The 26,473-nt window shown below is 70.8% G+C and carries 17 protein-coding genes and 1 pseudogene; 8 read left to right on the forward strand and 10 right to left on the reverse strand.

All coding sequences use genetic code 11. The annotated features are described in order from the left end of the window. Positions 1–23: 23 nt before the first annotated feature. Positions 24–1,748, forward strand: coding sequence for a methionine--tRNA ligase (gene metG, locus OG522_RS06305; RefSeq protein WP_329461942.1), 1,725 nt, complete (start codon positions 24–26; stop codon positions 1,746–1,748). 68 nt (positions 1,749–1,816) lie between these two features. On the opposite strand, the gene OG522_RS06310 is transcribed toward metG, so the two are convergent. Together OG522_RS06310 and OG522_RS06315 are read right to left on the reverse strand one after the other, a co-directional pair. Beyond that, positions 1,817–3,880 (reverse strand): phosphocholine-specific phospholipase C, encoded by a 2,064-nt coding sequence (locus OG522_RS06310; RefSeq protein WP_329461943.1) that lies wholly within the window; start codon positions 3,878–3,880, stop codon positions 1,817–1,819. Between the two features lie 180 nt (positions 3,881–4,060). Next, the gene (locus OG522_RS06315) at positions 4,061–4,732 is read right to left on the reverse strand and encodes a DUF6445 family protein (RefSeq protein WP_329461944.1); all 672 of its coding nucleotides are present in this window, start codon (positions 4,730–4,732) and stop codon (positions 4,061–4,063) included. A gap of 306 nt (positions 4,733–5,038) precedes the next feature. Here OG522_RS06315 and OG522_RS06320 point away from each other — a divergent pair, with 306 nt between their 5' ends. Beyond that, entirely contained in the window at positions 5,039–6,100 is a 1,062-nt protein-coding gene (locus OG522_RS06320; RefSeq protein WP_329461945.1) for a polyprenyl synthetase family protein, read from the forward strand. 60 nt (positions 6,101–6,160) lie between these two features. On the opposite strand, the gene OG522_RS06325 is transcribed toward OG522_RS06320, so the two are convergent. The 5 genes from OG522_RS06325 to fusA all read right to left on the reverse strand — a co-directional run bounded on the left by OG522_RS06325 (position 6,161) and on the right by fusA (position 13,892). After that, positions 6,161–7,066, reverse strand: a complete 906-nt coding sequence (locus OG522_RS06325) for a ribokinase (RefSeq protein ID WP_329461946.1) — start codon at positions 7,064–7,066, stop codon at positions 6,161–6,163. A 68-nt stretch (positions 7,067–7,134) separates the two neighbouring features. Next, positions 7,135–9,081 (reverse strand): ABC transporter permease/substrate-binding protein, encoded by a 1,947-nt coding sequence (locus OG522_RS06330; RefSeq protein WP_329461947.1) that lies wholly within the window; start codon positions 9,079–9,081, stop codon positions 7,135–7,137. Then, positions 9,071–10,597, reverse strand: a complete 1,527-nt coding sequence (locus OG522_RS06335) for a sugar ABC transporter ATP-binding protein (RefSeq protein WP_329461948.1) — start codon at positions 10,595–10,597, stop codon at positions 9,071–9,073. Before OG522_RS06335 ends, OG522_RS06330 begins: the two co-directional genes overlap by 11 nt. Then, positions 10,594–11,610, reverse strand: coding sequence for a LacI family DNA-binding transcriptional regulator (locus OG522_RS06340; protein WP_329461949.1), 1,017 nt, complete (start codon positions 11,608–11,610; stop codon positions 10,594–10,596). Before OG522_RS06340 ends, OG522_RS06335 begins: the two co-directional genes overlap by 4 nt. 209 nt (positions 11,611–11,819) lie before the next feature. Continuing rightward, positions 11,820–13,892: an elongation factor G gene (gene fusA / locus OG522_RS06345; RefSeq protein ID WP_329461950.1), complete on the reverse strand. Its 2,073-nt coding sequence runs from the start codon at positions 13,890–13,892 to the stop codon at positions 11,820–11,822. Positions 13,893–14,439: 547 nt separating this feature from the next. Between fusA and OG522_RS06350 the strand changes: the two genes are divergently transcribed. Continuing rightward, positions 14,440–16,038 carry a serine/threonine-protein kinase gene (locus tag OG522_RS06350; RefSeq protein ID WP_329461951.1) on the forward strand — a complete coding sequence of 533 codons (1,599 nt, stop codon included), beginning with the start codon at positions 14,440–14,442 and terminating at the stop codon, positions 16,036–16,038. Between the two features lie 20 nt (positions 16,039–16,058). Here the strand turns inward: OG522_RS06350 and OG522_RS06355 are convergent, their stop codons facing one another. Both OG522_RS06355 and OG522_RS06360 read right to left on the reverse strand, forming a co-directional pair. After that, positions 16,059–19,427 carry a CHAT domain-containing protein gene (locus OG522_RS06355; protein ID WP_329461952.1) on the reverse strand — a complete coding sequence of 1,123 codons (3,369 nt, stop codon included), beginning with the start codon at positions 19,425–19,427 and terminating at the stop codon, positions 16,059–16,061. 27 nt (positions 19,428–19,454) lie between these two features. Then, complete coding sequence (locus OG522_RS06360; protein ID WP_329461953.1) at positions 19,455–19,943, reverse strand: hypothetical protein; 489 nt, start codon at positions 19,941–19,943, stop codon at positions 19,455–19,457. A gap of 115 nt (positions 19,944–20,058) precedes the next feature. On the opposite strand from OG522_RS06360, the pseudogene OG522_RS06365 reads away from it, so the two are divergent. Both OG522_RS06365 and OG522_RS06370 read left to right on the forward strand, forming a co-directional pair. Then, positions 20,059–20,301: pseudogene (locus OG522_RS06365) on the forward strand (DUF6629 family protein). Positions 20,302–20,415: 114 nt separating this feature from the next. Next, entirely contained in the window at positions 20,416–20,850 is a 435-nt protein-coding gene (locus OG522_RS06370) for an ASCH domain-containing protein (RefSeq protein WP_329461954.1), read from the forward strand. A gap of 162 nt (positions 20,851–21,012) precedes the next feature. Here the strand turns inward: OG522_RS06370 and OG522_RS06375 are convergent, their stop codons facing one another. Then, a complete protein-coding gene (locus OG522_RS06375; RefSeq protein WP_329461955.1) occupies positions 21,013–21,516 on the reverse strand; it encodes a DinB family protein in 504 nt (167 codons plus the stop codon). Positions 21,517–22,000: 484 nt separating this feature from the next. On the opposite strand from OG522_RS06375, the gene OG522_RS06380 reads away from it, so the two are divergent. From OG522_RS06380 to OG522_RS06390, 3 genes are all read left to right on the forward strand, one after another. Continuing rightward, entirely contained in the window at positions 22,001–23,269 is a 1,269-nt protein-coding gene (locus tag OG522_RS06380) for a KamA family radical SAM protein (RefSeq protein WP_329461956.1), read from the forward strand. Beyond that, positions 23,266–24,978, forward strand: a complete 1,713-nt coding sequence (locus OG522_RS06385) for a class I adenylate-forming enzyme family protein (RefSeq protein WP_329461957.1) — start codon at positions 23,266–23,268, stop codon at positions 24,976–24,978. Before OG522_RS06380 ends, OG522_RS06385 begins: the two co-directional genes overlap by 4 nt. A 209-nt stretch (positions 24,979–25,187) precedes the next feature. Next, positions 25,188–26,465: an MFS transporter gene (locus OG522_RS06390; protein WP_329461958.1), complete on the forward strand. Its 1,278-nt coding sequence runs from the start codon at positions 25,188–25,190 to the stop codon at positions 26,463–26,465. Positions 26,466–26,473: the final 8 nt, after the last annotated feature.

The following is a 26,473-nucleotide window of genomic DNA, read 5'->3' on the forward strand; positions in this document are numbered from 1 at the left end:
ACGAAAAAGAGGAGCATCCGAGGATGTCTCGACACCTGATCACCAGCGCGCTGCCGTACATCAACGGAATCAAGCACCTGGGCAACATGGTCGGGTCGATGCTTCCCGCGGACGTGTACTCCCGCTACCTGCGCCAGCGCGGGCACGACGTCCTCTACATCTGTGCCACCGACGAGCACGGCACCCCCGCCGAGCTGGCCGCCAAGGAGGCCGGTCTTTCCGTCGCCGAGTTCTGCGCGCAGGCGCACGACACCCAGAAGGCGATCTACGACGGCTTCCACCTCGCCTTCGACTACTTCGGCCGCAGCTCCTCGCAGCAGAACGTGGAGATCACCCAGCACTTCGCCCGGAAGCTGAAGGAGAACGGGTTCATCGAGGAGCGGGCCATCCGCCAGGTCTTCTCGATCGCCGACGACCGCTTCCTGCCGGACCGCTACATCGTCGGCACCTGCCCGCACTGCGGCTACGACAAGGCGCGCGGCGACCAGTGCGAGAACTGCACCCGCGTCCTGGACCCCACCGACCTGCTCGACGCCCGCTCCGCCATCAGCGGCAGCAGCGACCTGGAGGTCCGCGAGACCCGGCACCTGTTCCTGCTCCAGTCCAAGCTCCAGAGCGAGGTCGAGGAGTGGATCGACCGGGTCGGCGGGGAGTGGCCGCAGCTCGCGTCGTCCATCGCCCGCAAGTGGCTCACCGAGGGGCTGCACGACCGCGCCATCACCCGTGACCTGGAGTGGGGCGTGCCGGTCCCGGCCGACACGTGGCCGGAGCTGGCGGCCGAGGGCAAGGTCTTCTACGTCTGGTTCGACGCCCCGATCGAGTACATCGGCGCGACGAAGGAGTGGTCGGACCTGGACCCGGCGAACCGCGACTGGAAGTCGTGGTGGTACGAGCCCGAGGGCGCGGCCGACGTGCGCTACACCGAGTTCATGGGCAAGGACAACGTCCCGTTCCACACCGTGATGTTCCCGGCCACCGAGCTGGGTGTGCGCGAGCCGTGGAAGAAGGTCGACTACGTCAAGGCCTTCAACTGGCTCAACTACTACGGCGGCAAGTTCTCCACCTCGCAGCGCCGTGGTGTCTTCACGCACGACGCGCTGGAGATCCTGCCCGCCGACTACTGGCGCTATTTCATGATGGCGAACGCCCCCGAGTCCGACGACACGTCGTTCACCTGGGAGCACTTCACCGCGACGGTCAACAAGGACCTCGCGGACACCCTCGGCAACTTCGTGAACCGGGTGCTGTCCTTCTCGCGCAAGCGCTTCGGCGACGACGTCCCGGCGGGCTCCGCGGCCGGCGCTGCGGAGGCGAAGCTGGGCGAGGAGATCGCCGGGCTGCTCGCCGAGTACGAGGGCCACATGGAGGCGCTCCAGTTCCGCAAGGCGGCCGCCTCGCTGCGGGCGCTGTGGTCGGCGGGCAACTCCTACCTGGAGGAGAAGGCCCCCTGGCTGGAGATCAAGACCGACCCGGAGGCCGCCGCGCTGACGCTGCGCACCGCGATGAACCTGATCCACCTGTACTCGGTGGTCTCCGAGCCGTTCATCCCGTCCTCGGCGAAGGCCATGCGCTCGGCGTTCGCGCTGGCCGACGACACGTCGACCTGGGTGACACCGGAGCAGGCCAGGGCGCTGGAGGCGGTTCCCGCCGGGACGGCCTTCACGGTGCCGCCGGTCCTCTTCGCGAAGATCACGGAGGAGGACCTGGAGTCCTACCGCGAGCGCTTCGGCGGAGCCGACGAGGCGTGACGGGCAACTGAGCCGCATATCCGAGGGCCCTGCCGGACATCGTCCGGCAGGGCCCTCGGCTGCTGCCCTCAGGCCGTGATCAGCGCCGGGTCGCTCACGCCGGTCGCGCCCGTCTCGACGTGTCCGGCGAAGCGGCGCAGGAAGGTGGTGTCGGCGCCGGAGGTCACCGACACGTCGTACCACCTCTTGCTGGCGCGCAGGTTCACCGTGTGCCTGACGGTCGCGCCGGCGGCCACGGTGAAGGTGTGCGCCGTGCCTCCGTAGGCGCTCGCGTTCGCGACCTTGAGGTGGACGGCGGTCTTGCCCGCGTTGGTCATGGTCAGATCGAGGTTCCCGGTGGCCGCGTTGTGGCGGGCGGTCACCTCGGGGCCGGCGGTCTTGCCGGGGCCCGTGAAGGTGCGCAGGAAGCCGTTCGGCCCGAACACGCTGAGGTTGGTGACCCCGCTCGAATAGGCCGTGTTCCAGGTGTCGGAGAGCGTCTTGCCCGCCTCGGTCGTGTACGTCCACGGGCCGTCGGTGCGGTTGGCCGAGGTCACCAGGAACTGCGCGCCGGACGAGGCGCCGCTACCGAAGGTGAGCGTGAACTTGCCGGTGCTCACGTTCGCCGCGCCGTCCACGAACGGCGCGTAGCGCAGCGGCCGGGTGCGCCGGGAGCCCCGCTCCTGCTTGGGCAGGGTGCCGGTCGCGGGCGGGGTCGGCACGAAGTCGGGGTGGCGGTTGTGGTCCGGCGGAATGTACGCGGTGGTCGAAGGCAGCGCCGGGGCCGAGGAGTTGGTGCGACTGAAGTCGAAGGCCGAGGTGAGGTCGCCGCAGATGGCGCGCCGCCAGGGCGAGATGTTCGGCTCGTGCACACCGAAGCGGCGCTCCATGAACCGGATGATCGAGGTGTGGTCGAAGGTCTCCGAGCAGGTGTAGCCGCCGGTGCTCCACGGCGAGATGACGAGCATCGGCACGCGCTGGCCGAGCCCGTACGGTCCGGCCGCGTAACTCGCGTTGCCCGGGAAGTAGTCGGGTCCGGTCTCGACCGTGGACAGGCCCTGGTCCGCGCTGGAGGGCACGAACGGCGGGACGACGTGGTCGAAGAAGCCGTCGTTCTCGTCGTAGGTGATGAACAGCGCCGTCTTGGCCCACACCGCCGGGTTGGAGGTGAGCGCGTCCAGTACCTGCGAGATGTACCAAGCACCGTAGTTCGCGGGCCAGTTGGGGTGCTCGGTGAAGGCCTCGGGGGCCGCGATCCAGGAGACCTTGGGCAGGGTGCCCGCCTTGACGTCGGCCTTGAGGATGTCGAAGAAGCCGTCGCCGTTCTTGGCGTTGGTGCCGGTACGGGCCTTGTCGTACAGCGGATCACCGGGCTTGGCGTTGCGGTAGTTGTTGAAGTACAGCAGCGAGTTGTCGCCGTAGTTGCCCCGGTAGGCGTCGTTGATCCAGCCCCAGCCGCCGGTGGCATCGAGGCCGTCGCCCATGTCCTGGTAGATCTTCCAGGACACCCCGGCCTGCTCCAGGCGTTCGGGGTAGGTGGTCCAGCCGTACCCCTTCTCGTCGTTGCCGAGGACCGGGCCGCCGCCGGTGTTGTCGTTGCCCGTGTAGCCCGTCCACATGTAGTAGCGGTTCGGGTCGGTGGAGCCGATGAACGAACAGTGATAGGCGTCGCAGATGGTGAACGTGTCGGCGAGCGCGTAGTGGAACGGGATGTCCTCGCGGGTGAGGTAGGCCATCGTGGTGGCCGTCTTCGCGGGGACCCACTGGTCGTACTTGCCGTGGTTGAACGCCGCGTGGCTGCCGGTCCAGTCGTGGTTGAGGTCCTGGATGAACTGCAGGCCCAGGTTGTCCGCCTTGGGCCGGAACGGCAGCACCTCCTTGCCGCCACCGCTCTGGTGGAACACGGACTTGCCGCTGGGCAGGGTGACGGGTCGCGGGTCGCCGTAGCCGCGTACGCCCTTCAGGGAACCGAAGTAGTGGTCGAAGGACCGGTTCTCCTGCATCAGGACGACGATGTGCTCGACGTCCTGGATGGTGCCGGTGCTGCCCGCGGCCGGGATGGCGGCGGCGCGCGCGATGCTCTGCGACAGCGCGGCGAAGGCGGCGGTGCCGCCGGCGAGCTGTATGAACCGGCGCCGGTTGAGTTCAGCCATGAGTAGGGGCCTCTGCAAGGGTGAGGGAACAGGGGGGCGAAAGGGGTGTATCAAGAACACCGAGGTCCGCGAAAGCCCCCATGTCGTCACTGTGACACTGCGGGGTACGGCAAACGAACAAACGAACAGAACCCCTGGTGGCCGAGGGGCTGGTTCAAGCCGTACGCCGGCCGGTGCCGGCTACGCCATCCAGAAGAAGACCGCGGTCATCCGCTTATCGTCGATGGTGCTGCCGCAGTAACCGGTGGCGCTGTGCATCGTGTTGGCGGTGTAGAGCAGCAGCCGGTTGTAGCGGTGGGCGACCCGCACGTCCTCGGTGAAGGAGTCCGGCGGCACGAAACGGGTGCCGAGCGCCTCCACGAGGTTGTTGTGCGGCGCGGTGACCATGTTGCCGCCCAGCACGCCACCGGGCAGGCTCTGCCGGAAGAAGCTGGTCCCGCAGTCCTTGGGTGCCTGAGGGTTGAGGTAGAGCACCGCGGCGTAGCGGCACAGCGCACGCGAATCGGTGTGCGGGCGCGGCTCGCTCTCGCCGGCGCCGACGACCTGGATGCAGTTGTGGTTGAGGGTCGCGCCCCCGGGGGCGGTGGCCTGCCACAGCTCCTTGGCACCGGTGTGCTGCTTGACCAGGCGTTCCACCCGGGCCAGTTCGGCGGGCGCGAGACCCGGCATGGTGCGCAGGCCCGGCCATGACTCGGGCTTGTGCGGGTAGCCCTCCACCCAGTCGTCCTTCGCCAGACAACGCGCCCTGACGTCATCCACGTTGGGCAGTACGTCGTCCAACACCCAGTAGTCGCGGCCGAGTTTGGGCTTGCGATAGGGAAGGACCGGCAGCACCGGACGGTTGGGGGGCATGCGGCCGACCATACTGGCGCCTCGTGTCGCCACTCTCCAATGAACGGGTCAACCTTTGATCAACAGAGCGGAATCGCCCCTGGCCACCGAGGGCGGCCACCCGCTCGGGGGGCGGCCCTCACCCCGGTCTCGCCGGGCTGCTCCGATGACCTGTTCGGCGCGTGCGGCGGGGCTCCGGCCAAGCCCGCCACGCAGCCCGGCACAGGGGCACAATGCAGCCATTCACGCCCTTTCGCACACTTGTCGGCGACAATGCCGTACCGCAGTCTTGACGGGCTCGCTCAACAGACGGGACGGACGCGGCACATGACCGAAACCGAAGCGGATCTCAGGACGCCGAAGGCGCTCGCGGCGGCGTTCCGGCTGCGCGAGATGGTGGTCCGCGAGCTCGAAGCGCGCTGGCCGGCCGGGACGACCCCGGTCGAAGAGGCCTGTCGGCACGCGCTGCTGCCCACCGGAAAGATGTTCCGCCCCTGTCTGCTGCTCGCGAGCGCGCAGGCGGTCGGCGGTGATCCGGTGACTGTGCTGCCGGCGGCGGTCGCCGCGGAGTGCGGGCACGTCGGCAGTCTGATCCACGACGACATCATCGACGCGGACACGGTGCGCCGCGGCCGCCCCGCCGCGCACCGCAAGTACGGCGTCAACGAGGCCATCGTCGCGGGCGACCTGCTGTTCTTCCGGCTCTTCGAGTGCCTGACGGAGTGCCGCGACCGGGGGGTGCCGGCCGACCGTGTGGTGACGGCGGTCGCCGCGATCGCACGGGCCGGGACGGACCTGTGCCGGGGCCAGAGCCTGGAGTCTCAGCTCACCGGGGGCCGGGTGTTCGAGGTCGGCCCCTATCTCGAAATGGTCCGGCTGAAGACGGCGGCCCTGTTCCGGGCGGCCTGCGAAGTGGGCGGCATTCTGGGCGGGGGTACCCCCGACGACCTCGCTGCCCTGGTCTCTTACGCGAACCATCTGGGCACCGCCTTCCAGGTCCATGACGATCTGCTCGCCTACACCAGCGACGCGGACAGCATGGGCAAGCCCCCGACGAGTGACATCAGGAACGGGCGGCTCGTCCTGCCGGTCGTCCTCGCCCATCGCGGCGCCTGCGGGCCCACCCGGCGCGACATCGAGGCGTGCCTGACGGGTCACGCGGAACCGGCTCAGGCGCTGGCCGCGCTGACCGCGATCCTGCGTGACTCGGGCGCGATCGATGAGGCACTCGCGCTGGCGGACGACAACGCCCGCTCGGCGATCGAGGCACTGGACGCGCTGGGGCCCGGCGAAGCACGGGACCTGCTGGCCGAGTTCGTGACGCGGGCTCTGGCCGCACTGGCCGGCGCACCGAGCGCGGCGACGGGCACCGGAACGCCTGCGTGCTGAGGTGCCCAACTCCCCTTGTCCACTTGCGACTTGACGCGGTTCGTCCGCCCCGGCTCCCCGTCAGCCCGCAGGGACCTCGTCGGCGGTCGGGTAGGACTGCTGCGCGCCCCGCCGGGTGACGGCGGCCGCGCCGACCCGTACCGCGAACGCGGCGGCCCCGGCGAGCTGCTCCCCCAGGCCCAGGCGCCAGGCCAGTGCCGCGGTGAAGGCGTCACCGGCGCCGGTGGTGTCGACCGCCTCGACCCGCGGGCTCGGCACCCATACGCAGCCGTCGTCCCGCCCGTCGGCGACGAGGGCTCCGGCCGCCCCCAGTGTGACGACCACCGACCGCGGCCCGAGCGCGAGCAGTGCCCGCGCCCAGTCCTCGGGGGTGTCCCCCGCCGCCTCGCCGAGCAGGAACCGCGCCTCGTGCTCGTTGACGATCAACGGGTCGCAGACCGTGAGCACCCCGGCGGGCAGCGGCGCGGGCGGCGAGGGGTTCAGCACGAGCCGGGCGCCGGGCGCCAGGCCGCGCGCCACTTCGGCGACGGTCTCCAGGGGGATCTCCAGCTGCACCGAGACGACGGGCGCGCGGGCGAACAGGTCCCGGGCGGCGCGGATGTCGTCGGGGGTCAGGTGTGAGTTGGCGCCCGGGGACACGACGATGCTGTTGTCGCCCGAGGCATCCACGGTGATCAGCGCGACTCCGGTGGGCGCTTCGCCCACGAGGACGGCGGCGGTGTCGACACCGGCCGCCCGCAGTGAGGCGCGCAGCAGGCGCCCGTGGTCGTCGTCGCCGACCTTGGCGAGCAGGGCCGTACGGGCTCCGAGGCGGGCGGCGGCGACCGCCTGGTTCGCGCCCTTGCCGCCCGGGTGAACGGCGAGGTCGGAGCCCATCACGGTCTCGCCGGGCGCGGGCCGTCGTTCGACACCGACGACCAGATCGGCGTTGGCCGACCCGACGACGAGGAGGCCGTAGTCGTGCATGGGGATGCCCCTGCTTTCTTTCCTTGCGATGGCCATTTACTGACGAAACGTCAGATATTGACGTTTCGTCAGAATGCGGCGACGTTCTTGCGGGTGACGACCTTGACCGGCACCTTCACCATGCTGTCGGCCTTCTTGCCGCGGGCCGCCCGGACCGCGTTCTGCACGGCCATCCGGCCGAGCTCCTTGGGCTGCTGGGCCACCGACGCGTAGAGCGTCCCGGCCTCAACCGCCTTGAATCCATCGGGAGTTCCGTCGAATCCGACGACAGAGACGGAGCTGCCCGCCCGGCCGCCGAGTGCCTTGACGGCGCCGAGCGCCATCTCGTCGTTCTCGGCGAAGACACCGGTGACGTCGGGGTGGGACTGGAGGAGGTTGGTCATCACGTCCAGGCCCTTGGTGCGGTCGAAGTCCGCGGGCTGGCGGGCGACCACCTCGATGCCCGGGTACGCCTTGAGGCCTTCGGCGAAGCCCGCGCCGCGCTCCCGGCTGGCGGAGGTGCCGGCGGTGCCCTGGAGGACCGCGATCTTCCCCTTGCCTCCGAGCTTTTCGGCGAGGGTCTGCGCGGCGAGCTTGCCGCCCGCCACGTTGTCGGAGGCGACCAGGGTGGCGATGTCGGCCTTGTTGACCCCCCGGTCCGCGGCCACCACCGGGATGCCTGCCTTGTCGGCGGCGCGCACGGCGGGCCCCACCGCGTCCGAGTCCACCGGATTGACGATGATCGACTTCATGCCGGTCCCGGTGAAGTTCTGTATCTGGTTGGCCTGTTGGGAGGCGTCGTTCTGGGCGTCCGTGACGGTGAGGTCGATGCCCTCGGCCTTGGCCTCCGCCTGTGCGCCCTCCTTCATCTGCACGAAGAAGGGGTTGTTGAGGGTCGAGAGCGAGAGGCCCATCTTGGTGGTGCTACTGGAGGAACCGGGGTTCAGGAGCGCCACGCCGCCCACGACGGCCGCCACGCACACCGCGGCGACGGCGAGTTTCACCGCTCCGGGACCGCCGCCCCGGGACCCGGCCGTACCCGAGGGAGCTCCGGGGGTGGCCCCGGCGCGGCGGCGCAGGGTGTCGAGGAGGACGGCGAGCGCGATGACGACGCCGATGACGACCTGCTGCCAGAACGCCGACACGGAAAGAAGGTTGAGCCCGTTGCGCAGCACGGCCAGGATCAGCGCGCCGATCAGGGTGCCGGACGCCTTGCCGACCCCGCCCGACAGACTGGCCCCGCCGATGACGACCGCGGCGATCGCGTCGAGCTCGTACCCCTGCGCGGCCTGCGGCTGCGCGGAGACCAGACGGGCGGCGAGCACGATGCCCGCGACGGCGGCGAAAAGGCCCGACAGGGCGTAGATGGCGAGCTTCTGCCGCTTCACCCGCAGCCCGGAGAGCCGGGCCGCCTCCTCGTTGCCCCCGATCGCGTACATCGAGCGGCCGAGGTAGGTACGGGACAGCACGAGCGCGGTGACGAGCCCCGCCGCGATCATCACCAGGACCGGCGCGGGCAGCCAGCCGCCGAGCGTGTCGCCGAGGACGGATACGGGGTCGGGGAAGGCGATGGGGCTGCCCTGGGAGATCACCAGGGACAGGCCGCGGCCGACCGACAGCATGGCCAACGTCGCGATGAACGGCGGCAGTTTGCCGTACGAGACGAGCACGCCGTTGACGAGCCCGCAGGCGGCGCCGGTGGCGACAGCCATCAGGACGGCGAGCCAGACCGGGACGCCCTCGGACGTCGCCGACCAGGCGAGCACGGTCGCCGAGAGCGCGGCCACCGAACCCACCGACAGGTCGATGCCCGCCGAGACGATGACGAAGGTGACGCCGAACGCGAGGATCGCGGTGACCGCGGCCTGCACGCCGACGTTCAGCAGGTTCTGGGTGGTCAGGAAGTCGCCGGACAGCAGCGCCATCGCCACGACGAGGACCACCAGGGCGCTGAGCGCGCCGTTGTCGAGCAGCAGGCGGCGCACGACCGCGGCCCCGCTCGCGCCCGTACGGTTGTTGAGCGTGTCAGTGGCCACGGGAGCCCTCCGCTTCGTCTTCTGTGTTCGGTGTGGCGACGGCGAGCGCCATCACGGCGTCCTGAGTGGCAACGCGGGCGGGGAGTTCTCCCACGATGCGGCCCTGGGCCATCACGAGGACCCGGTCGCTCATGCCGAGCACTTCGGGCAGATCGCTGGAGATCATCAGGACCGCGCGGCCGGAGGCCGTCAGCTCGTTGATGAGCTGGTAGATCTCGACCTTGGCGCCGACGTCGATGCCGCGGGTCGGCTCGTCGAGGATCAGGACCTGGGTGTCGGCGAGCAGCCACTTGCCGATGACGACCTTCTGCTGGTTGCCGCCGGACAGGGTGCGGACCCGCTGGTCGAGTCCGGCCATGCGGACGCCGAGCTGCCCGGCGACGCGGGTGGCGTCCGCGCGCTGCCCCTTCAGGTCCACGAGGCCCGCACGGGTGGCGGAGCGCAGGGTGACCAGACCGAGGTTCTCCTGCACGGAGGCGTCGAGAACCAGGCCCTGCCCCTTGCGGTCCTCGGGCACGAGCCCGACCCCGGCCCCCATGGCGGCGTTCACATCGCCCCTGGCCACACTCTCGCCCCGCACGTCGACGGTGCCCGCGTCGTAGGGGTCGGCGCCGAACACCGCGCGGGCGACCTCGGTGCGGCCCGCGCCGACGAGCCCGGCCAGGCCGACCACCTCACCGGCCCGCACCTCGAAGCTGACGTCGTGGAAGGCACCGTGCCGGGTCAGCCCGCGCACGCTGAGCAACGGCCGCCCGGGATCGGGCCGTTCGCGCGGGTACTGCTGCTCGATGCTTCGGCCCACCATCAACCGTACGAGCTCGTCCTCGGGGGTGGCGGCGGGCACCTGGCCGACGCTGCGGCCGTCGCGCAGCACGGTGACCCGGTCACCGAGCGCCGCGATCTCTTCGAGGTGGTGGGTGATGAAGACGGTACCCACCCCGTCGTCCCGCAGGTCGCGCACGATCCGGAAGAGCCTGTCGACCTCCTCGGAGGTGAGCACGGCGGTCGGCTCGTCCATGATCAGTACCCGCGCGTCCAGGCTGAGCGCCTTGGCTATCTCCACCATCTGGAGCCGCGCGATGCCGAGTTCGCGCACCTTGACCCGCGGTGAGACGTCGAGACCGACCCGCTGGAGCAGGGCCTGCGCGTCCGCCTCCATCCGCCGGCGGTCGATCATCCCGAACCGCCGGGGCTGGCGGCCGAGGAAGATGTTCTCGGCGACCGTCAGCTCGGGCACCAGGTTGAACTCCTGGTGGATCGTGGCGATTCCCAGGCGTTCGGCGTCCTGCGCGCCGTGGATGCGCACCTCGCGCCCCGCGGCCAGGATCCGGCCGCCGTCCGGCCGGTGGGCGCCGGAGAGCACCTTGATGAGCGTGCTCTTGCCCGCGCCGTTCTCGCCGAGCAGGACGTGCACTTCGCCGCGGCGCAGATCGAAGTCGACGCCGTCGAGGGCGACCACTCCGGGGAAGGACTTGCGGATGCCTTCGACGCGCAGCAACTCCTCGGCGGCGCTCACCTGTTGCTCCTCGGGTCGGGCGCGTCCTCGCCGCAGGAACTGCGCACGACGAGTTGGGCGGCCAGGGTGACGGACTCGGGGCGCCTGCCCTCGATGAGGTCGGCGAGCGCGTGCACGGCGGCCCGGCCGAGTTCGCCGGTGGGCTGGGCGATGGCGGTGACGGGCGGGTCGGTGTGCACGAACCACGGGATGTCGTCGAAGGCGGCGAGCGCGATGTCCTGCCCGATGCGCAGGCCACGGGCGCGCAGGGCGTCCATCGCGCCGAGCGTCATCAGGTTGTCGGCGGCGAACACGGCGTCGGGCGGCTCGGGCAGGGCCAGGAACCGTTCGGTGGCCCGGCGTCCGCTGTCCGCCTGGAAGTCGCCCTGGCCCACGTAGTGGCCGGGGAGCCCGATTCCGTACGCGGCGAGCGCCGCGCGGAACGCCTCGACGCGCTCGCTGCCGGTCGTGGTGGCCGCCGGGCCCGCGATGATGGCGAGCCGGCGGCGGCCGAGCTGGTGCAGATGGGCGACCAGGTCACCGATGGCGGCCCGTCCGTCGGCGCGCACCACGGGTACGTCGATGCCGGGGATCCACCGGTCGACGAAGACCATGGGGGTGCCGCCGCGCGCGGCCTCCAGCATGAGCGGCGAGCCTCCGTCGGTGGGCGAGACGAGCAGCCCGTCGATCCGGCGGTCGAGCAGCGTGCGCACATGGTGGTCCTGGAGTTCGGGCCGTTCGTCGGCGTTGCCGATGATGACGCTGTAGCCGAGCGCACGGGCCGCTTCCTCCACGGAGCGCGCGAGTTCGGTGAAGTACGGGTTCATCACATCGCTGATGACCAGGCCCAGCGTGCGCGTCTGGTCCGTGCGCAGCGAGCGGGCCACGGCGTTGGGGCGGTAGCCGAGCGCCTCGACGGCCGCCAGCACCCGGGCGCGCGCCGCCGCGCTGACCGACGGATGACCGTTGAGCACCCGCGACACCGTGGCGACGGACACCCCCGCCTCGGCCGCGACATCCTTGATGCCCGCCATCACCGGACCACCTCCTCGTGGAACCTCGAACGCCGATTCCCGCGGGCCGGACCGGCACGTGGAATCGATTACACGCAGGCATTGGAATCGATTACACGGCGATAGGCAAGACCTGGCCGCAGGAGCGAGACCGGATCGTGACGCAGAGGTGGCGCCCGCCCCTGCCCCGCCCCCTCGGCAGGGGCGGGGCAGGCCGGGCACCCCGGCGGCTACCGGCCCAGCAACGCGTCAGCCGCCGCCGGCGGTACCGGGGCCAGCGGCGCCGGGCGGGTCGTGAAGGTGCCACGGCCCTGGGTGCGGCCGCGCAGCCGGGACGCGTACCCGAAGAACTCGGCCAGCGGAACGGCCGCCGTGATCACCGCGGTCCCGGCGTGCGCCGTGGACCCCGAGACCCGGCCGCGGCGGGCCGCGAGATCGCCGAGCACTCCCCCAACTCCCTCCTCCGGTACGGTCGCCGTGACCTCGACGACCGGTTCGAGCAGCGCCATCGTGCTCGCCCGCAGCGCCTCGCGGAGCGCGAACCGGCCCGCCGTGCGGAACGCCAACTCCGATGAGTCCTTGGAGTGGGTCGCCCCGTCGGTGAGCGTGACGCGCAGACCGGTCACCGGGTAGCCGCCGAGCGGGCCCTCCTCCAGCGCGTCACGGCACCCCGCCTCCACGGCACGCGCGTACTCCTGGGGGACACGACCGCCGACGACCGTCGAGCGGAACTCGAAGCCCGGCTCGTCCAGCGGCTCGACATCGAGGACCACATGGGCGAACTGCCCGGCGCCGCCGTCCTGTTTGACATGCCGGTGGATCAGCCCGGTCACGCCCGTGACGACGGTCTCCCGGTAGGAGACCTGCGGGCGGCCGACGGCGACCTCCACCCCGTGACCGCGGCGGATCTTCTCCACCGCGACCTCCAGGTGGAGCTCGCCCATCCCCGACAGAACGGTCTGGCCGGTCTCCGCGTCGGACCGCACCACCAACGACGGGTCCTCCTCGACCAGCCGCGCCAGCGCCGCCGAGAGCCGCCCGGTGTCGGTGGCGCGGCGGGCCTCGACCGCCACCGACACCACCGGCTCGGCCACCGACGGGGGTTCCAGGACCACCGGCGCCTCCGGCGCGCACAGCGTCGTACCCGCGCGGGCACCCTTCAGCCCGACCACGGCAACGATGTCCCCGGCCACCGCCTCCTCCTGTTCCTCGTGGCGATCGGCCTGCACCCGCACGATCCGGCCGACCCGCTCGGTGCGGCCCGTGGCCGGATCGCGTACCCGGTCGCCCTTGCGCAGGGTGCCCGAGTAGACCCGCACATAGGTGAGGCGCCCGCTCGCCGTGACCGACACCTTGAAGGCGAGCGCGGCGAACGGCTCCGCCGGATCGGGGGCGCGCTCCTGCTCCGCGCCGTCCGTCGTCCCGCGCACCGCCGGCATGTCGGCGGGCGACGGCAGATACGCCACCACCGCGTCCAGGAGCGGCTCGATGCCCCGGTTGCGGTACGCCGATCCGCACAGCACCACCACGGCGTCCCCGCTGAGCGTCAGCTCCCGCAGAGCGCGGACCAGGGTCCGCTCGGTCAGGGCCGATGTCGCGCAGAACTCGTCCAGCGCGTCGGCGTGCAGTGCCGCCACCGCCTCTTCGAGCGCCCGCCGGCGCCGGTCCGCCTCCTGACGCAGCGACTCGGGCACCGGCCCCCGCTCGTACGTGTCGGAGTCGGGGTGCCAGAGCAGCGAGCGCATCGCGAGCAGGTCGACGACGCCGGTGAAGCCCTCTTCCCGTCCGATGGGCAGCTGGACCACGAGCGGCAGGGCTCCCAGCCGCTCCCGGATCGAGGCGACGGCCGCGTCGAGGTCGGCGCCGGCCCGGTCCAGTTTGTTGACGAACGCGATCCGCGGCACCCCGTGGCGGTCGGCCTGCCGCCACACCGACTCGCTCTGCGGCTCCACTCCGGCGACCGCGTCGAACACGGCGACCGCCCCGTCCAGCACTCGCAGGGAGCGCTCGACCTCATCCGCGAAGTCGACGTGGCCCGGTGTGTCGATCAGGTTGACGCGATGTCCGCTCCAGGCGCAGCTGACGGCCGCGGCGAAGATCGTGATGCCGCGGTCGCGTTCCTGAGGGTCGAAGTCGGTGACGGTCGTACCGTCGTGGACCTCGCCGCGCTTGTGTACGGTGCCGGTCGCGAACAGGATCCGCTCGGTGAGCGTGGTCTTGCCCGCGTCCACGTGGGCGAGGATGCCGAGGTTGCGGACCGCGGTGGGTGTGGTGACGGCGTGGGGTTGCCTGATGGCGCGCATGGCCCGAGGCCTTTCGGATACGGAGGAGAAGGTCAGCGCGATTCCCGAACGCGGGGGTCCCTCTTCTCCGCACGCCGACGCCCCTGTTCCCTTGAGGGGTGGAGCTTTTCCGCGGGAGCGGGCGATCAGCGGGAGCTGGTGAAGGACTACAGATGCGTCACGGGCATACGGTGGCGGCCGCGCAGCCGGCACCGCGCGCCACCAGACACCAAAATCACGTCGTACCGGGACGGGGAAGCGGGGGCCGCGCTGCGGTGCGTACGCATGGCCCAACTCCCCTTCTCTTGGCTCGACTTGAGGCGCACGCCGCTCGCTCGTCGGCAGCGCGTCGCAGGGTGAGTCTAGGGAGCGGGACGAGCGCGGGGCACGTGGTTTTCCGGCGCGGGACCCGCCGCCTCCTCTTCGCCGAGTCCGGCTTTCCCGGCCGGTCGACACGGCCGCCGGAAAGGGCCGCGCCGTCTTGTACGGGACACGTAAGGCGCTCAGACTCGTTTCTTCGATGGTTCACCTGGTTCGTTGGGCGACGCGTCTGATTCGGGGGAGCACGATGGAACGATTAACGACGGCCGACCCGGCGGCAGTCGGGCGGTATCGCACGATCGCGGAGCTGGGCCGGGGCGGAATGGGCCGGGTTCTGTTGAGCAGCGCTCCCGACGGACAGTTGGTGGCGCTGAAGCAGGTGCGTACGCAGTTCGTGGAGGACGACGGTTTCCGGGCCCGGTTTCGCCGTGAGGTGGAAGCCTCCCGCAAGGTTTCCGGCGCTCACACCTCCGCGGTCATCGACGCCGACTCGGACGCGGCCGAACCGTGGCTGACATCGGAGTTCGTGCCCGGCCCCTCACTGCAACAGGCCGTGGACGCCCTCGGCGTACTACCGGAGGAAGCGGTCCTGCGGCTGGGGGCGGGGCTGGCCCGCGCCCTGGTCGACATCCATCGGGCGGGCCTGGTGCACCGGGATCTGAAGCCGTCCAACGTCCTGCTCTCCGACGACGGCCCCCGGGTCATCGACTTCGGGATCGCCCGAGCGACCGACAGCGAAGGCGGCAGCGAGCTCACCCACTCGGGCTGGCTGGTCGGGTCCCCCGGTTTCATGTCCCCGGAGCAGGCCGAAGGGTTGTCGCCGGACACCGCCAGCGATGTGTTCTCGCTGGGGACCGTGCTGGTCATGGCGTGCACCGGCAGGTGTCCGTTCGCCGGTCCCGGCACGCCGCAGACCTTGTACAACGTGGTGCACAAAGAGCCGGATCTCAGCGTGCTCCCGGCGAGGATCCGGCCCATCGTCGCCCAATGCCTGGCCAAGGACCCGGGCGCGCGGCCCAGTCCGGCCCAGTTGCTGGAAGCCATCGGCCGTCTCACGCCCGCGGCGCGGTCCTGGCCGACCGAGGTGCACGAACTCATCGCGGCACAGCAGGCCGAAATCGAGCGGCTCAAGGGCGAGTTGGAGGAACAGGCGAGCGTCCAGGAGGACGAGTCGGCGGTCTCCGTCGAGCAACTCCCCGCGGATCCCGTCCCACCGGCTGGCCCGGTCTCATCGCCCACGTCAACGCGTACCGGCGCCGTCATCGCCGCGGTCATCGCCGTCTGCATGGTGATCACCGCAGCCGTCCTCGCCGTGACAGCCGGGCACGGCGGCGGCACGTCCACCACCGCCGACCCCACCCAGACCGACGCGACGGTTCAGGAAGCGAGTGAAGACCCGGTCGGCACCACACTCGACAGATCGACCGAGGACCCGGCCACCTCCGATCCCGAACCGTCCACCGCCACCGAGCCCTCCTCCCAAGCCCCGACGCCCCAGGACACCGAACCGAGCAGGCAGCCGGCCACGATCTTCAGCTGCGGCGGCCTGCCCCTGGACGAGCCCTCGTCCCTGCTGATCGCCTGCGGCGACGGGGAGGACACGCTCAAGGAACTGACCTGGACGGACTGGGGAACGCCCACCGCTTACGCCACGGGGGTGAGGTACCAGGTGTCCTGTGTCCCCAGCTGCGCGACCGGCAGGGAATTGCGCTTCCCTGCCACGGTGTACCTCACCGGTCTGGTCGAGGGGAGCTACACGGCCATGCAGGTCCGCTCCCCGCAGTCACCCATCAGCCCCGTCAGCGACTACCGGCTCGACTCGCACGGCCCGGTGGACACGGGCTGAACGCGCACCGAGGCCGCGGCTCACGCTCCCCACACGGTGAACGCGCCCCAGTGGACGGGAGAGGCGAAAGGACGCTCGTCCGTCGGCGCCGGCTGAAGAGCGTACCGCTCGGTGAGGGCCGCCAGATGCCGGTGCGCGGCCGTGTACCGCGCGAGGTCCTCCCCCGTGAGGCGGCGCAGCCACCTGCGTGTTTGCCGCAGTGCCGCCACCGGGTCGTGGGTGTGGTCGAGCACTTCGTACAAGCGGGTCATCAGCAGCGCGGTCACCGCGTCGTTCACCGGCCACAAGCTGGTCACCACGCAGGCGGCGCCCGCCTGGAGGAAGCCGGCCGGCAGCCCGAGGAACTGGTCGGGATTGCTGACGACGGCGTAGTGGCCGGATTGGCAGGCGCTGGCCACCGCCATTCTGCACAGGGGCAGTTGATGCCGTACGAGGGTGTCCATGTCCAGGCGGCCGTCCGCGAGCGCCAGCGAGCCGCCCCTGCCGATGTCGGCGCTGCCGTGGCAGCTCAGGTGGAGGTGGGACGCCTCGGCGAGGTGGTCGAGCAGCCACTCCACCGTGGCGTCGGGCCCCACCGCACAGCTGGACTCGCCGCCGTGCCCGAACAGCGTTTGGATCTCGGCGAGTTCGCTTCGACTGCCGGGGAGCGAACCGTCGGGGTCGGTGATCGCGACCAGGCGCGGCACTGTTTCCGAGGGCCGCCCGGCTCTGGTGCGGGACGCCGCGTAGGCCGCCGCGGACGGGACGACCGTCAAGGTGCCGATGTCGTCGACCACTTCGTCCGACGCCGAGCCGGTCGGCACGGCGTGGAGGGGAACCATGCCCAGAAGGCCGGTAGGGACGACGACCGCCGCGCGCCCGGGGCTGCCCGTGAGGAGAGTCGCGACGGGGCGCAGGAGCGGTTCGAGAACGCTCAGGCGCCGCATGACGACGGGAAGCTCGCGCCGGCGGCGAAGTGCCCCCGCCGCCTGGACGAGGAGGAGGCCCGCGCGGCCCGGTTCCTCCTCTCCGTCACCCGTCTCCATGACGAGGAGGCCCAGGACGGTGATGCTGCTCACCGCGGGGACGGGGACGGCCAGTACCCGTGGCATCGCGTCCTCCGTCCCGGCTTCCCCGGAGGCGATCGACGTGCCGGGCAGAGTGAGGACGTAGCCGCCCCATGGCGCGGTCACCAGGTAGGCGAGCGGCATCCCACCGCAGGCCCGGAAGATGTCCGCGATCTCGGCCGTGCGCAGGAAGCGTTCGAAGCCCGGAATCGCCCGGATCTCCTCAACCACGGAACGCAACTCCCGTTCGGAGGCCGCTTGTTGATCCGTCACGTGGGCGGGCCCGTCGGACCTCGCCGAGGGCGGTTGCGCGACGGAGGACCGGTAGCGGGCATGCGCCCGGCGGTAGCGGCGGGCCGTGGCAGGGTCGATTCGCTCAAGCTCTGCCAGATCCACCGCTCCTCGCCCGGTCACGACCGAGAGCTCGCAGGCCAGTCCCCGTTCGATCGCCTCCACGGCGCGTTCCGGACGGCCCGCTCGGGCGAGCAGGTAGGCGGCCCAGCGGGCGAGGCGGTCCAGCTGTACGAGCACGCTTCGACGGCCGGCGGCGGTGACCTGGGCGTCGAAGAGCGCGTTCACCGCGGTCAGCATGTCCGTCGCCACGTCCGCGGCCTCGATCCAGCGCTCCGACGACGCATGGGTGTGCAGCAACTCCCGGGCCATGCTGATGTGCAGCGATGGTGAGACCTCGGGCGGTGCGGCGGCCAGCGCCGCTCCGTACAGCCGGCGGCTCGCGACGCTGTCGGGCCCTTCCAGCCGGGCGGTGGCGCGGGCCAGCACCCACGTGAGGCGTGCCGTGTCGAAGGTGTAGGAGCGTGCCGCGCGCAGGTCGAGCGCCGAGGTCGCCGCCCGGATGGCGCCGCGGACGTCCGCGGGATCGCGGGCCAGCAGGACATCGGCGAGATTGCACTGCAGTTGCGACCAGAGCGCGGGATCGTCGTCGGCGTCGAGATGCCCCAGGGCCTGTCGGTAGCACTCTTCGGCTTGCGAGCGATGATCCGACCCGGCACCTCGGTGGAGGCATTGGAGGAGCAGGCCGAGGTTGAGCATGGAGTACGCCCAGTTCACCCTGTCGCGTTCCGGGCTTCGCTCCTCAAGACCGGCCTTGATGCGGGCGATGCCGAGAGCGAGGTCCTCGGGGCCGCCACCGGGACGCTCCGCCAGCAGCAGCCCGTAGTTGGTCTGGATCCGTGCCCAGATCTCGGGGTGTTCCCGGCGGTCCAGCGCGGCCGCCCGGGACAGCAGGTCACAGGCGGTAGCCCAGATCTCCATCCGGTCGCCGTCATCGCGTTCGTGGTGTGCGGCGGCGAGGTTGCCCGCCACCTCCGCCCACCGCAGACTGCCTTCGGGCAGTCGGCCCAACGCGAGTTCGAGCACCCGCAGCGCCTCGGACAGGTCCGCGTCGAGTCCGGCGCGCACCGCGTCCACGAGCAGCCTGCCGAGCCGCGCGGCGAGTTCGGTCTCGATCCGCTCCTCGCCGATTTGGGCGGCGAGGGTCAACGCGTCGCGGACGAGCGGGATACCCGCGGGCCCGCTGACACTCCGGGCCTCGCGGTACATCGCGTACAGCCGTTCCCGCAGGCCTGCGCCAAAGCTGTTCAGCGACTCGAAGTAGTTCCGTATCGCCGCTTCTTGGGGCGTCCGGCCGTCGCACAGCTCGTCCAGGAGCCGTTGGCGCATGCGCAGCACGGCTTCGAGCGGGGCTCCCTCGGCGGCCCGCAACTCCTCGCGCCCTGCGTCGCGCACTCGGGTGTCGCCGGTCAACTGCGGGTACACCACGACGAGTTGCGCGAGTTGGTCCGGGGCGGTCGTCGTCACCAGGCGCAGCAGGGACCTCACCGCGGCGTGGTCGGTGTCTTCCGTCAAGTGCTCCAGGAAGATCCGGTAGTTGGCGACGGTCGGCGCACCTTCGGGCCGTAACTGGCGGCACGCCTCCTCGGGGTCCGTCAGGTCGCGCTCGACGTCCCGGGTCAGCGCGAACGGAAGCAGCCGACGGGGCAGCGGGATCACCTGTCCGAAGAAGCCCCCGCCCCGGAAGGCCCCGGCTCGCTCGGCCTCCTCCAGCAGCGGGGGCGCTGACGGCGGCGCGCCGCCCTGGAGTTCCGCGACGGAGACGGCGAGCAGCATCGGGGCCACCGCACCGGGGCGCAGGACCAGGAGCGGCGCCTCGATGTGCTCCCTCGTCCCGCAGATGGGGCAGTCCAGCCAGGACACGCCAGGGTCGGGCGCCACCAGAACGTCAGCGCGTTCACGGGCGTCGACGATGCGCCAGACCGGAGCGTGCCGCTCCTGGCCGCATCGCTCGCAGTCCCACGTGTAGGCCGCCCGCACCGAGATCGTCACGTCGTCGCTCCGCCCTTGGGCCGACGGTTACTCACCGCCGGTGATCCGTGAGAGCAGGCCCGTCAGCACCTTTCCGAGAGTCGAGTTCCGCAGGGCCCGCTTATGGATGGTGAGGCTCCACTTGCCGTGCCGGTCCCGCTTCACGATGACCTCGGTCTGGAGGATCGCGATGACGAGCGCGGTGACCGGGAGGCCGACGGGATCGAAGCGGTCCATCGGCGATCGTGCGTACGCCACAGCCTCGCCGACCGTACCGGCCAGGTCATCGCTCCGAGCGGCGTACTCCAGCACGGCACGCGCCAACTCGCCCTCGGATACGGTCAGTTGTGCTCCATCGGGCAGATAGGCCTCCAGGTCCGCGGCATCCACTCCGGCCGCCAACTCGGCCGCTCTGGAGGCAAGTTCACTGGCCTCGGTGAGCACGCCGCGCTCCTCCGCCACGGCCATGAGCGCGCGCACAGCCGCTTCGTCGGAGAGTCCTTGTATGCCCTGCTCCAGCTCGCCTCGCCTCGCCATCTCCCCATTCTGACCATCCCGCCGGCCGCTCGGGCACGATCGGGCAAGTTGACAGGCAACAGGCCGGGGTGGAGGCGGACCCGTTCCATGACACGGACCCGTTCAATGTCATGTGGTGAATCCGGCGTGGCAGTGTCGGCACCGGGCCCGCCCCTCCCTGCTCCTGTCCGGCGACCGGGGCCTCGTTGTGTTCGGTGTCCTGGTCGGCGTCGGGGCGGCGGTGTCCTCCGTGCTGTAGCGGCAGGAGTACGTCTCGACGTGGTGCGCGCTCGCGGCGGTGTGCTCGGTGGTCCTGTTGCTCTGGGTGAGAAGGCGTCGGCCGCCGATCGCACAGCGCTCGGACCGCCTCGGACCCTGAAGAAAGGGACGGAGGTCCGATCGGGCTCTGTGCTCACGCACGTGCTTGCGGTGGGTTCGGGAGCGAGCGCGGCGTGACCTTGATCGGTGCGGCCGCGGTTCGTACCCTCGCCCGATGGGACATGACGACGGCCTTGCGACCCTCGAACTCGCCTTCCCGGGTCCAGAACGTGACCGTGGCGTGGCGGCGATCCTGAGCGGCCGGAAGACCGCGCTCACGGGCCTCCTGGAGAGCTACGAGCACGCCGAAGAGGCAGTACCGGTGGCCGGTCAGCGGTTCGCCGTGCTCGACTCCGACGGCCGTCCGGCTGTCACCATCGAGCTCGTCGACGTACGCGTCGTTCCCATGAAGGAGATCGACGACGACTTCGCGCGAGCCGAGGGACGCGGCTACTCCGGCGTGGCCGAGTGGCGCGCAGCCCACGAGGAGTTCTTCCGGAGCGAGGGCGTGAGCGGGTACCTGCGACGCACCCCAGTCATTGACGGCGACACTCTCGTCGTCGCGCAACGCTTCCGAGTGGTCGAACCCGATGACGCGGGTGGTCGGTGACGCGCCTGCGACTCCACGGTCCCGAAGGCGCGGCGGGACAGGTCCTGTGGGTGCGGGGACGGCCGCTGGCCACGGCGCGGCTCTGGTGATGGGCCGGTACGCGGTCGGCGATCGCGGGACCGGTTGGCCGGTGCGATCGCGCCCCGCTCACCCACACCCGCGTCATCGCCCGATCGAGCCGTCGATCTGCTCGCGCAGGATGTCCGCGTGCCCCGCGTGCCGGGCGGTCTCCTCGATCATGTGGACCAGCACCCAGCGCATCGACGGCGGCGGGGTCTCGCGCAGCGAGCGGGCGCCGGGGCGGTCCAGGTCGGTGCAGGCGAGAGCGACCTCGTTGGCTCGGGCGATCGCCTCGCGATAGGCGTCGGCCAACCCCGAGGCGGTGTCGTCGGCGCAGACCGCGGCCTCGTCCTCCCAGGTCTGGCGGTCGGCGCCGGCATAGGCCCAGACGAACCAGTTGAGCTCGACGGCCGTCAGATGCTTGAGCAGTTGGAGCAGGCTGGTCCCGGAAGGGACGCCGGCCGTGCGGACCGTCGGCTCCGGGACGCCCTCCGCCTTCGCGAGGACGGACTCGCGCAGGTAGTCCAGAAAGGTCAGCAGCGTGGTCTTCTCGTCGGCGTTCAGGCCGGGTGGCCGGAGATCGAGCCGGGGTTCCGAAGTCGTCATGGCGAAACCGTAGATGACCGATCCACGTCGTCAGCGAGCGCTACCCAGTCGATCGGAACACGACACCCGCCTCCCGCGCGGCCGAACGACCTCTTCCAGCCCGGCGAAGACGAACGGGCGATGAACCACCACACGGCAGCACCATCTCTCACCTGTGACGATGCTCCAGGGGCATCACACGATGCGGACATCGTGCTTGTTCACGTCATGAGCCTGAGTGAGGATCCTGGTGAGCGGCAGGAAACACGCCTGATACACGGGGGAGGCGTTCCGAGGCGTTCTGTTCTGCCTGGGCGAAATTCGCGGCTCCCCCGTTTGGGCTCTCCACCCTTATTCCCACGGGGGAAGCATGCCTCACCAGCCCTATGCGTATCAACGCAAGGAATTGACCGAACCCGACTGGCACCGAATACCCGGATGGCGCCGGACAACCCCACAGCAATGGCGTGACCCGCAGTGGCAGCGCGTGCACTGCGTCAAGAACGTGCGGCAACTGAAGGCGGTCTACGGCGACCTGCTCTCCGAGAGCTTCTACCACGATCTGGAGCGGGATCAGGCGGAGCGGGCCACGATGTCCCTGCTCCTGCCGCCCTATGTGCTGAGCATGATGGTGCCGGACACCGTGCCGACCACCGAGGCCATGTATGCCGACCCGGTACGCCGCCACATGTTGCCGGTCTTCTCCGACCGCGACGCCGAGTGGCCGTCCCATCCGTATGCCTCCCGGGACTCGCTCCATGAGGCCGAGATGTGGGCCGCGGAGGGCCTGACTCATCGTTACCCGACCAAGGTGCTCGCCGAATTGGTGTCCACCTGCCCCCAGTACTGCGGACACTGCACCCGCATGGACCTGGTCGGCAATTCCACTCCGCAGGTCTCGAAGGTCAAGTTCTCGGCGAAACAGCCGGACCGCTACGAGGCGATGCTCGACTACCTTCGCCGTACCACCACGGTGCGCGATGTCGTGGTCTCCGGCGGGGACGTGGCCAACGTCCCCTGGCCGCGCCTGAAGTCCTTCGTCTCGGCGCTTTTCGAACTGGACCACATACGGGATGTCCGGCTGGCCTCGAAGGCGTTGATGGACCTTCCGCAGCACTGGCTCTCCGACGAGGCGCGCCGCACCGTGGGCGGCCTCGCCGAGACCGCGCGGAAGCGGGAGGTGAGCCTGGCCGTGCACACCCACGTCAATGCCGCCCAGCAGGTCACCCAGCTCAACGCCGATGCGGCCCGCACGCTGTTCGACCTGGGTGTGCGCGACGTCCGCAACCAGGGCGTGCTGATGCGCGGAGTGAACGACACCCCGCACCAACTGCTCGACCTGTGCTTCGCGCTGCTCGACGGCGCCGGGATCATCCCGTACTACTTCTACCTCTGCGACATGATCCCGAACGCCGAGCACTGGCGCGTCTCGCTGGGCGAGGCCCAGGAACTCCAGCAGGCGATCATGGGATACCTGCCCGGCTTCGCGACGCCGCGTCTGGTGTGCGACGTGCCCTTCGTCGGCAAGCGCTGGGTCCACCAGGTCGACCACTACGACCGCGTGCGCGGCCTCTCGTACTGGACGAAGAACTACCTCACCTCGATCGAGCGCGACGACCCGTACGCGCTCGCGAAGACCCACGAGTACTACGACCCCATCCAGACGCTCAAGCCGGAAGGACAGGAGTGGTGGCGCCGGCACGGCCGGCTTGCGGAGAAGTCCGGGGACGCGGCCACCCCTTCCGTCACCATCACCCAGGGGGAGACAGCGTGACCGACAACAGTCCCATCGCACCGTTGCCCGTACGCGAGAAGTTCATGACCGAACCGGGCCTCGGTGCCGGCAACTTCCTTCAGTACGCCCTGAGGCACAACCCCAACCTCGACGCGCCTCTGGTCTACGACCATCGTCTCGACGAGCGCGGCCATGTCGCGCTGCGCGGCTACAGCCTGCGCGAACTGGCGGAGATCCGCGACCAGTACGCCCGCTGGTACTGGTCCAACGGCGTCCGGCCCGGCGAGCCGGTGGCGTTGTACATCGCCGAAGGGCTCCAGCCGATCCTGCACTTCCTGGCGCTCACCGCGCTCGGTGCCATCCCCACGCTGGTCAACGACGCGATGCCGGTCACGACGGCCCGGCGCTACCTCGACCACGTCGGGGTGGCGGGGGTGGTGGCGGACGACCCGCGGTTGATCAGCGCCACTTACCGCCCGGGACAACAGCGCCCGCGCTTCATCGTCCCCAGTTCCGAGATCCGCGCCCACGACCCGGAGTCCGGCGCGCTGCCCGAGCAGTACCCGTACCGCCACACCGCCGACGAGGTGGTCGCGCTCATCCACTCCTCGGGCACCACCGGCACCCCCAAGTCCACGCAGGTGGCACACCATCAGTTCTGGGTCGGCAAGGAGACCCGGATGGTCCGCTTCCCCGCGGAACCGGGCGACCGGCTGCTGTCCCTGATGCCGCACACCCATGCCGGTGGCCTCAGCTATCTACTGACCACGATCCTGCTCGGCCTGCCCACCCTGACCATGGGCGACTGGCGGCGCAGCGCCGTGGAGCCGGTGATGGAGGCGTTCCAGCCGACCATGGTCGCCTCCTTCCCGCGCACCTTCGTCCAACTGGCCACCGGTGGGCTGCCGGTGAAGGCGGCCGCGAAGGTGCACACCTGGTTCAACACCGGGGACGGGGCGCACTACGGGCACATCCGACGCCTGGTCGGCCTCGGTGAGCGGCCGGTCGGGCTGATCCAGCCGTGGCTGCTGCCGAAGGGCGAGGCCGGGACCGGGGCCCTGCCCGGCTCCCGGTTCATCGACGGCCTCGGCTCGTCCGAGATGGGCATGGCGCTGTTCGGCCAGGTCACCACCCCGGAGTCGGAACGCGACGACCGCTGTGTCGGGCTGCCCGTCGAAGTGGTGGAGAAGGCCGCGGTCCTGGACGACGAGGGCAACGAGGTGCCGGACGGGACGGTGGGCTACCTGGCGGTGAAGACGCCGACCCGCACCCCGGGCTACTGGAACGACCCCGCTCTCACCAAGAGCTTCGAGCTGGCCGGCTACTGGCTGACCGGCGACGTGGCGCTGCGCAAGCCCGACGGCCGCTTCTACCACCTGGACCGGACGGCCGACGTCATCCACACCGCCGACGGGCCCGTGTACAGCCTGCCTGTTGAGGAGGTGCTGATCGCCGACTGTGCCGAGCTGGTCCAGGACTGCGCGGTGGTCGCGGTGCCCGGACCGTCGGGCGACGGGCACCTGCCGGTCGCCGTCATCAGGCCGCAGACCAACAGCCCGCTGAGCGACCCCAAGGAGATCCTCGACGTGGCCAACCGGCAGCTTGAGGCCGCTGAACTGCGTTCTCTGGCCGCGGTGTTCATCGCCGAGAGCGAGAGCGACTACCCGACCGGCCCGACCGGCAAGGTCCTCAAGCGCGAGCTTCGAACACGGTACGCCTCCGCCCTCACCGGCGGCTCGGCCCGCTGAAGAAGGCGTTCGGGGGACGGGAGAGCAGTGGAATTCGACAAACGGCCCACAACCGGCGGCGTGCTCGGGGCGGTACCGCGCGGGCTCCGCGTGGACGAGCGCCGGTACGCGAGGGGCGCGGCGTCGTCCGGGCGGCGGAGCGCGGTCCACGTGGCGAGCCCGTACCTCACGGCCCGTGTACTGACCCGCCAGGCACCGGAGGAAACCCCATGAGCCCCACGTCCCCACGCCCCGGGCTCTCCCGAGGCTTCTCCTTCTGGCTGATCGCCACGGTCCAGTGCCTGTTGCTGTTCGCGTCGAGCGCGCCCTCGCCGCTGTACGGCGTGTACCAGGCCGAGTGGGGGTTCTCGGCCGGCACGCTGACCGCGATCTTCGCGATGTACGCGGTCGCGCTGCTCGTGGCGCTGCTGGTGGTGGGCAAGCTCTCCGACCACATCGGCCGCCGCAAGGTCCTGGGGGCGGCCCTGGTGGTCGAGGTGGTGAGCATGCTCTTGTTCATCACCGCCGGCGGCGTCGGCCCGCTCCTCGCGGCGCGCGCCGCACAAGGCCTCGCGACGGGCGCCGCCACCGGGGCGACCAGCTCCGCCCTCCTCGACCTCCAGCCCCCGGACCGGCCCCGGCTCGGGCCGCTGGTCAACAGTCTGGCGCCCATCGTCGGCCTGGCCCTGGGCGCCCTGGGCTCCGGGCTCCTCGTCCAGTACGCGCCCGCGCCGAAAACGCTGGTCTACGCGCTGCTCCTGGCGGCGTTCGTGCTCGCGGCGCTCGTCGTACCGCTGCTGCCGGAGACCTCCCCCGGACGGCCCGGCGCGGCAGCGTCGCTGGTACCGCGCATGGCGGTGCCGCAGCGGATCCGCCCGCTGTTCCTCACCGTGGCGCCCTCCTTGTTCGCGGTCTGGGCGGTCGGCGGGCTTTACATGTCGCTCGGCCCGTCCATCGCGGCTCGTACGCTCCACCTCGGTGGCCATCTCGTCGGCGGGCTCGTCATCTTCGCCCAGACGGGATCGGGCGCCCTCGGCTCGCTGCTGCGCCGCAACCAGCCGCCGCGGCGCACCATGACGCTCGGCTTCGTGGCCTTCCTCGTCGGCATCGCCACCACGCTCGGCGCCCTCGCGCTCCCCTCCGCGGCGCTCTTCTTCGTCGGCATCGTCATCGCCGGTTACGGATTCGGCACCGGCTTCCTCGGCGCCTTCCAGACGATCGCGCCGCTGGCCCGGCCCGACGAGCGCGCCGGACTCATGGCCGGCATGTACGTCGTGTGCTACCTGGGCTTCAGTGTGCCGGCGGTGATCGCGGGCCTCGCCGTGCAGAAGTTCGGGCTCGGCCCGACCACCACCGTCTACAGCGTCTCGGTCATGGTGCTGGCCGTCGTGGCCTGCGCCGGACTGCTCCGCCAGGAACGCCAGGAGAAGCGAGCGGTCACCACCGGGCCGTTCGAGCCGCGTTACGCCCCGCCGACCGCCCGCGCCGCCGACGCCGATCAGCATTGACCACCGGA

It is taken from the genome of Streptomyces sp. NBC_01431 (genome assembly GCF_036231355.1).
Classification (GTDB): Bacteria; Actinomycetota; Actinomycetes; order Streptomycetales; family Streptomycetaceae; genus Streptomyces.

Coding starts and splice junctions, on each gene's coding strand:
- metG (WP_329461942.1), top strand. CDS start 24: ATGTCTCGACACCTGATCACCAGCGCGCTGCCGTACATCAACGGAATC.
- OG522_RS06310 (WP_329461943.1), bottom strand. CDS start 3,880: ATGGCTGAACTCAACCGGCGCCGGTTCATACAGCTCGCCGGCGGCACC.
- OG522_RS06315 (WP_329461944.1), bottom strand. CDS start 4,732: ATGCCCCCCAACCGTCCGGTGCTGCCGGTCCTTCCCTATCGCAAGCCC.
- OG522_RS06320 (WP_329461945.1), top strand. CDS start 5,039: ATGACCGAAACCGAAGCGGATCTCAGGACGCCGAAGGCGCTCGCGGCG.
- OG522_RS06325 (WP_329461946.1), bottom strand. CDS start 7,066: ATGCACGACTACGGCCTCCTCGTCGTCGGGTCGGCCAACGCCGATCTG.
- OG522_RS06340 (WP_329461949.1), bottom strand. CDS start 11,610: ATGGCGGGCATCAAGGATGTCGCGGCCGAGGCGGGGGTGTCCGTCGCC.
- fusA (WP_329461950.1), bottom strand. CDS start 13,892: ATGCGCGCCATCAGGCAACCCCACGCCGTCACCACACCCACCGCGGTC.
- OG522_RS06350 (WP_329461951.1), top strand. CDS start 14,440: ATGGAACGATTAACGACGGCCGACCCGGCGGCAGTCGGGCGGTATCGC.
- OG522_RS06360 (WP_329461953.1), bottom strand. CDS start 19,943: ATGGCGAGGCGAGGCGAGCTGGAGCAGGGCATACAAGGACTCTCCGAC.
- OG522_RS06370 (WP_329461954.1), top strand. CDS start 20,416: ATGGGACATGACGACGGCCTTGCGACCCTCGAACTCGCCTTCCCGGGT.
- OG522_RS06375 (WP_329461955.1), bottom strand. CDS start 21,516: ATGACGACTTCGGAACCCCGGCTCGATCTCCGGCCACCCGGCCTGAAC.
- OG522_RS06390 (WP_329461958.1), top strand. CDS start 25,188: ATGAGCCCCACGTCCCCACGCCCCGGGCTCTCCCGAGGCTTCTCCTTC.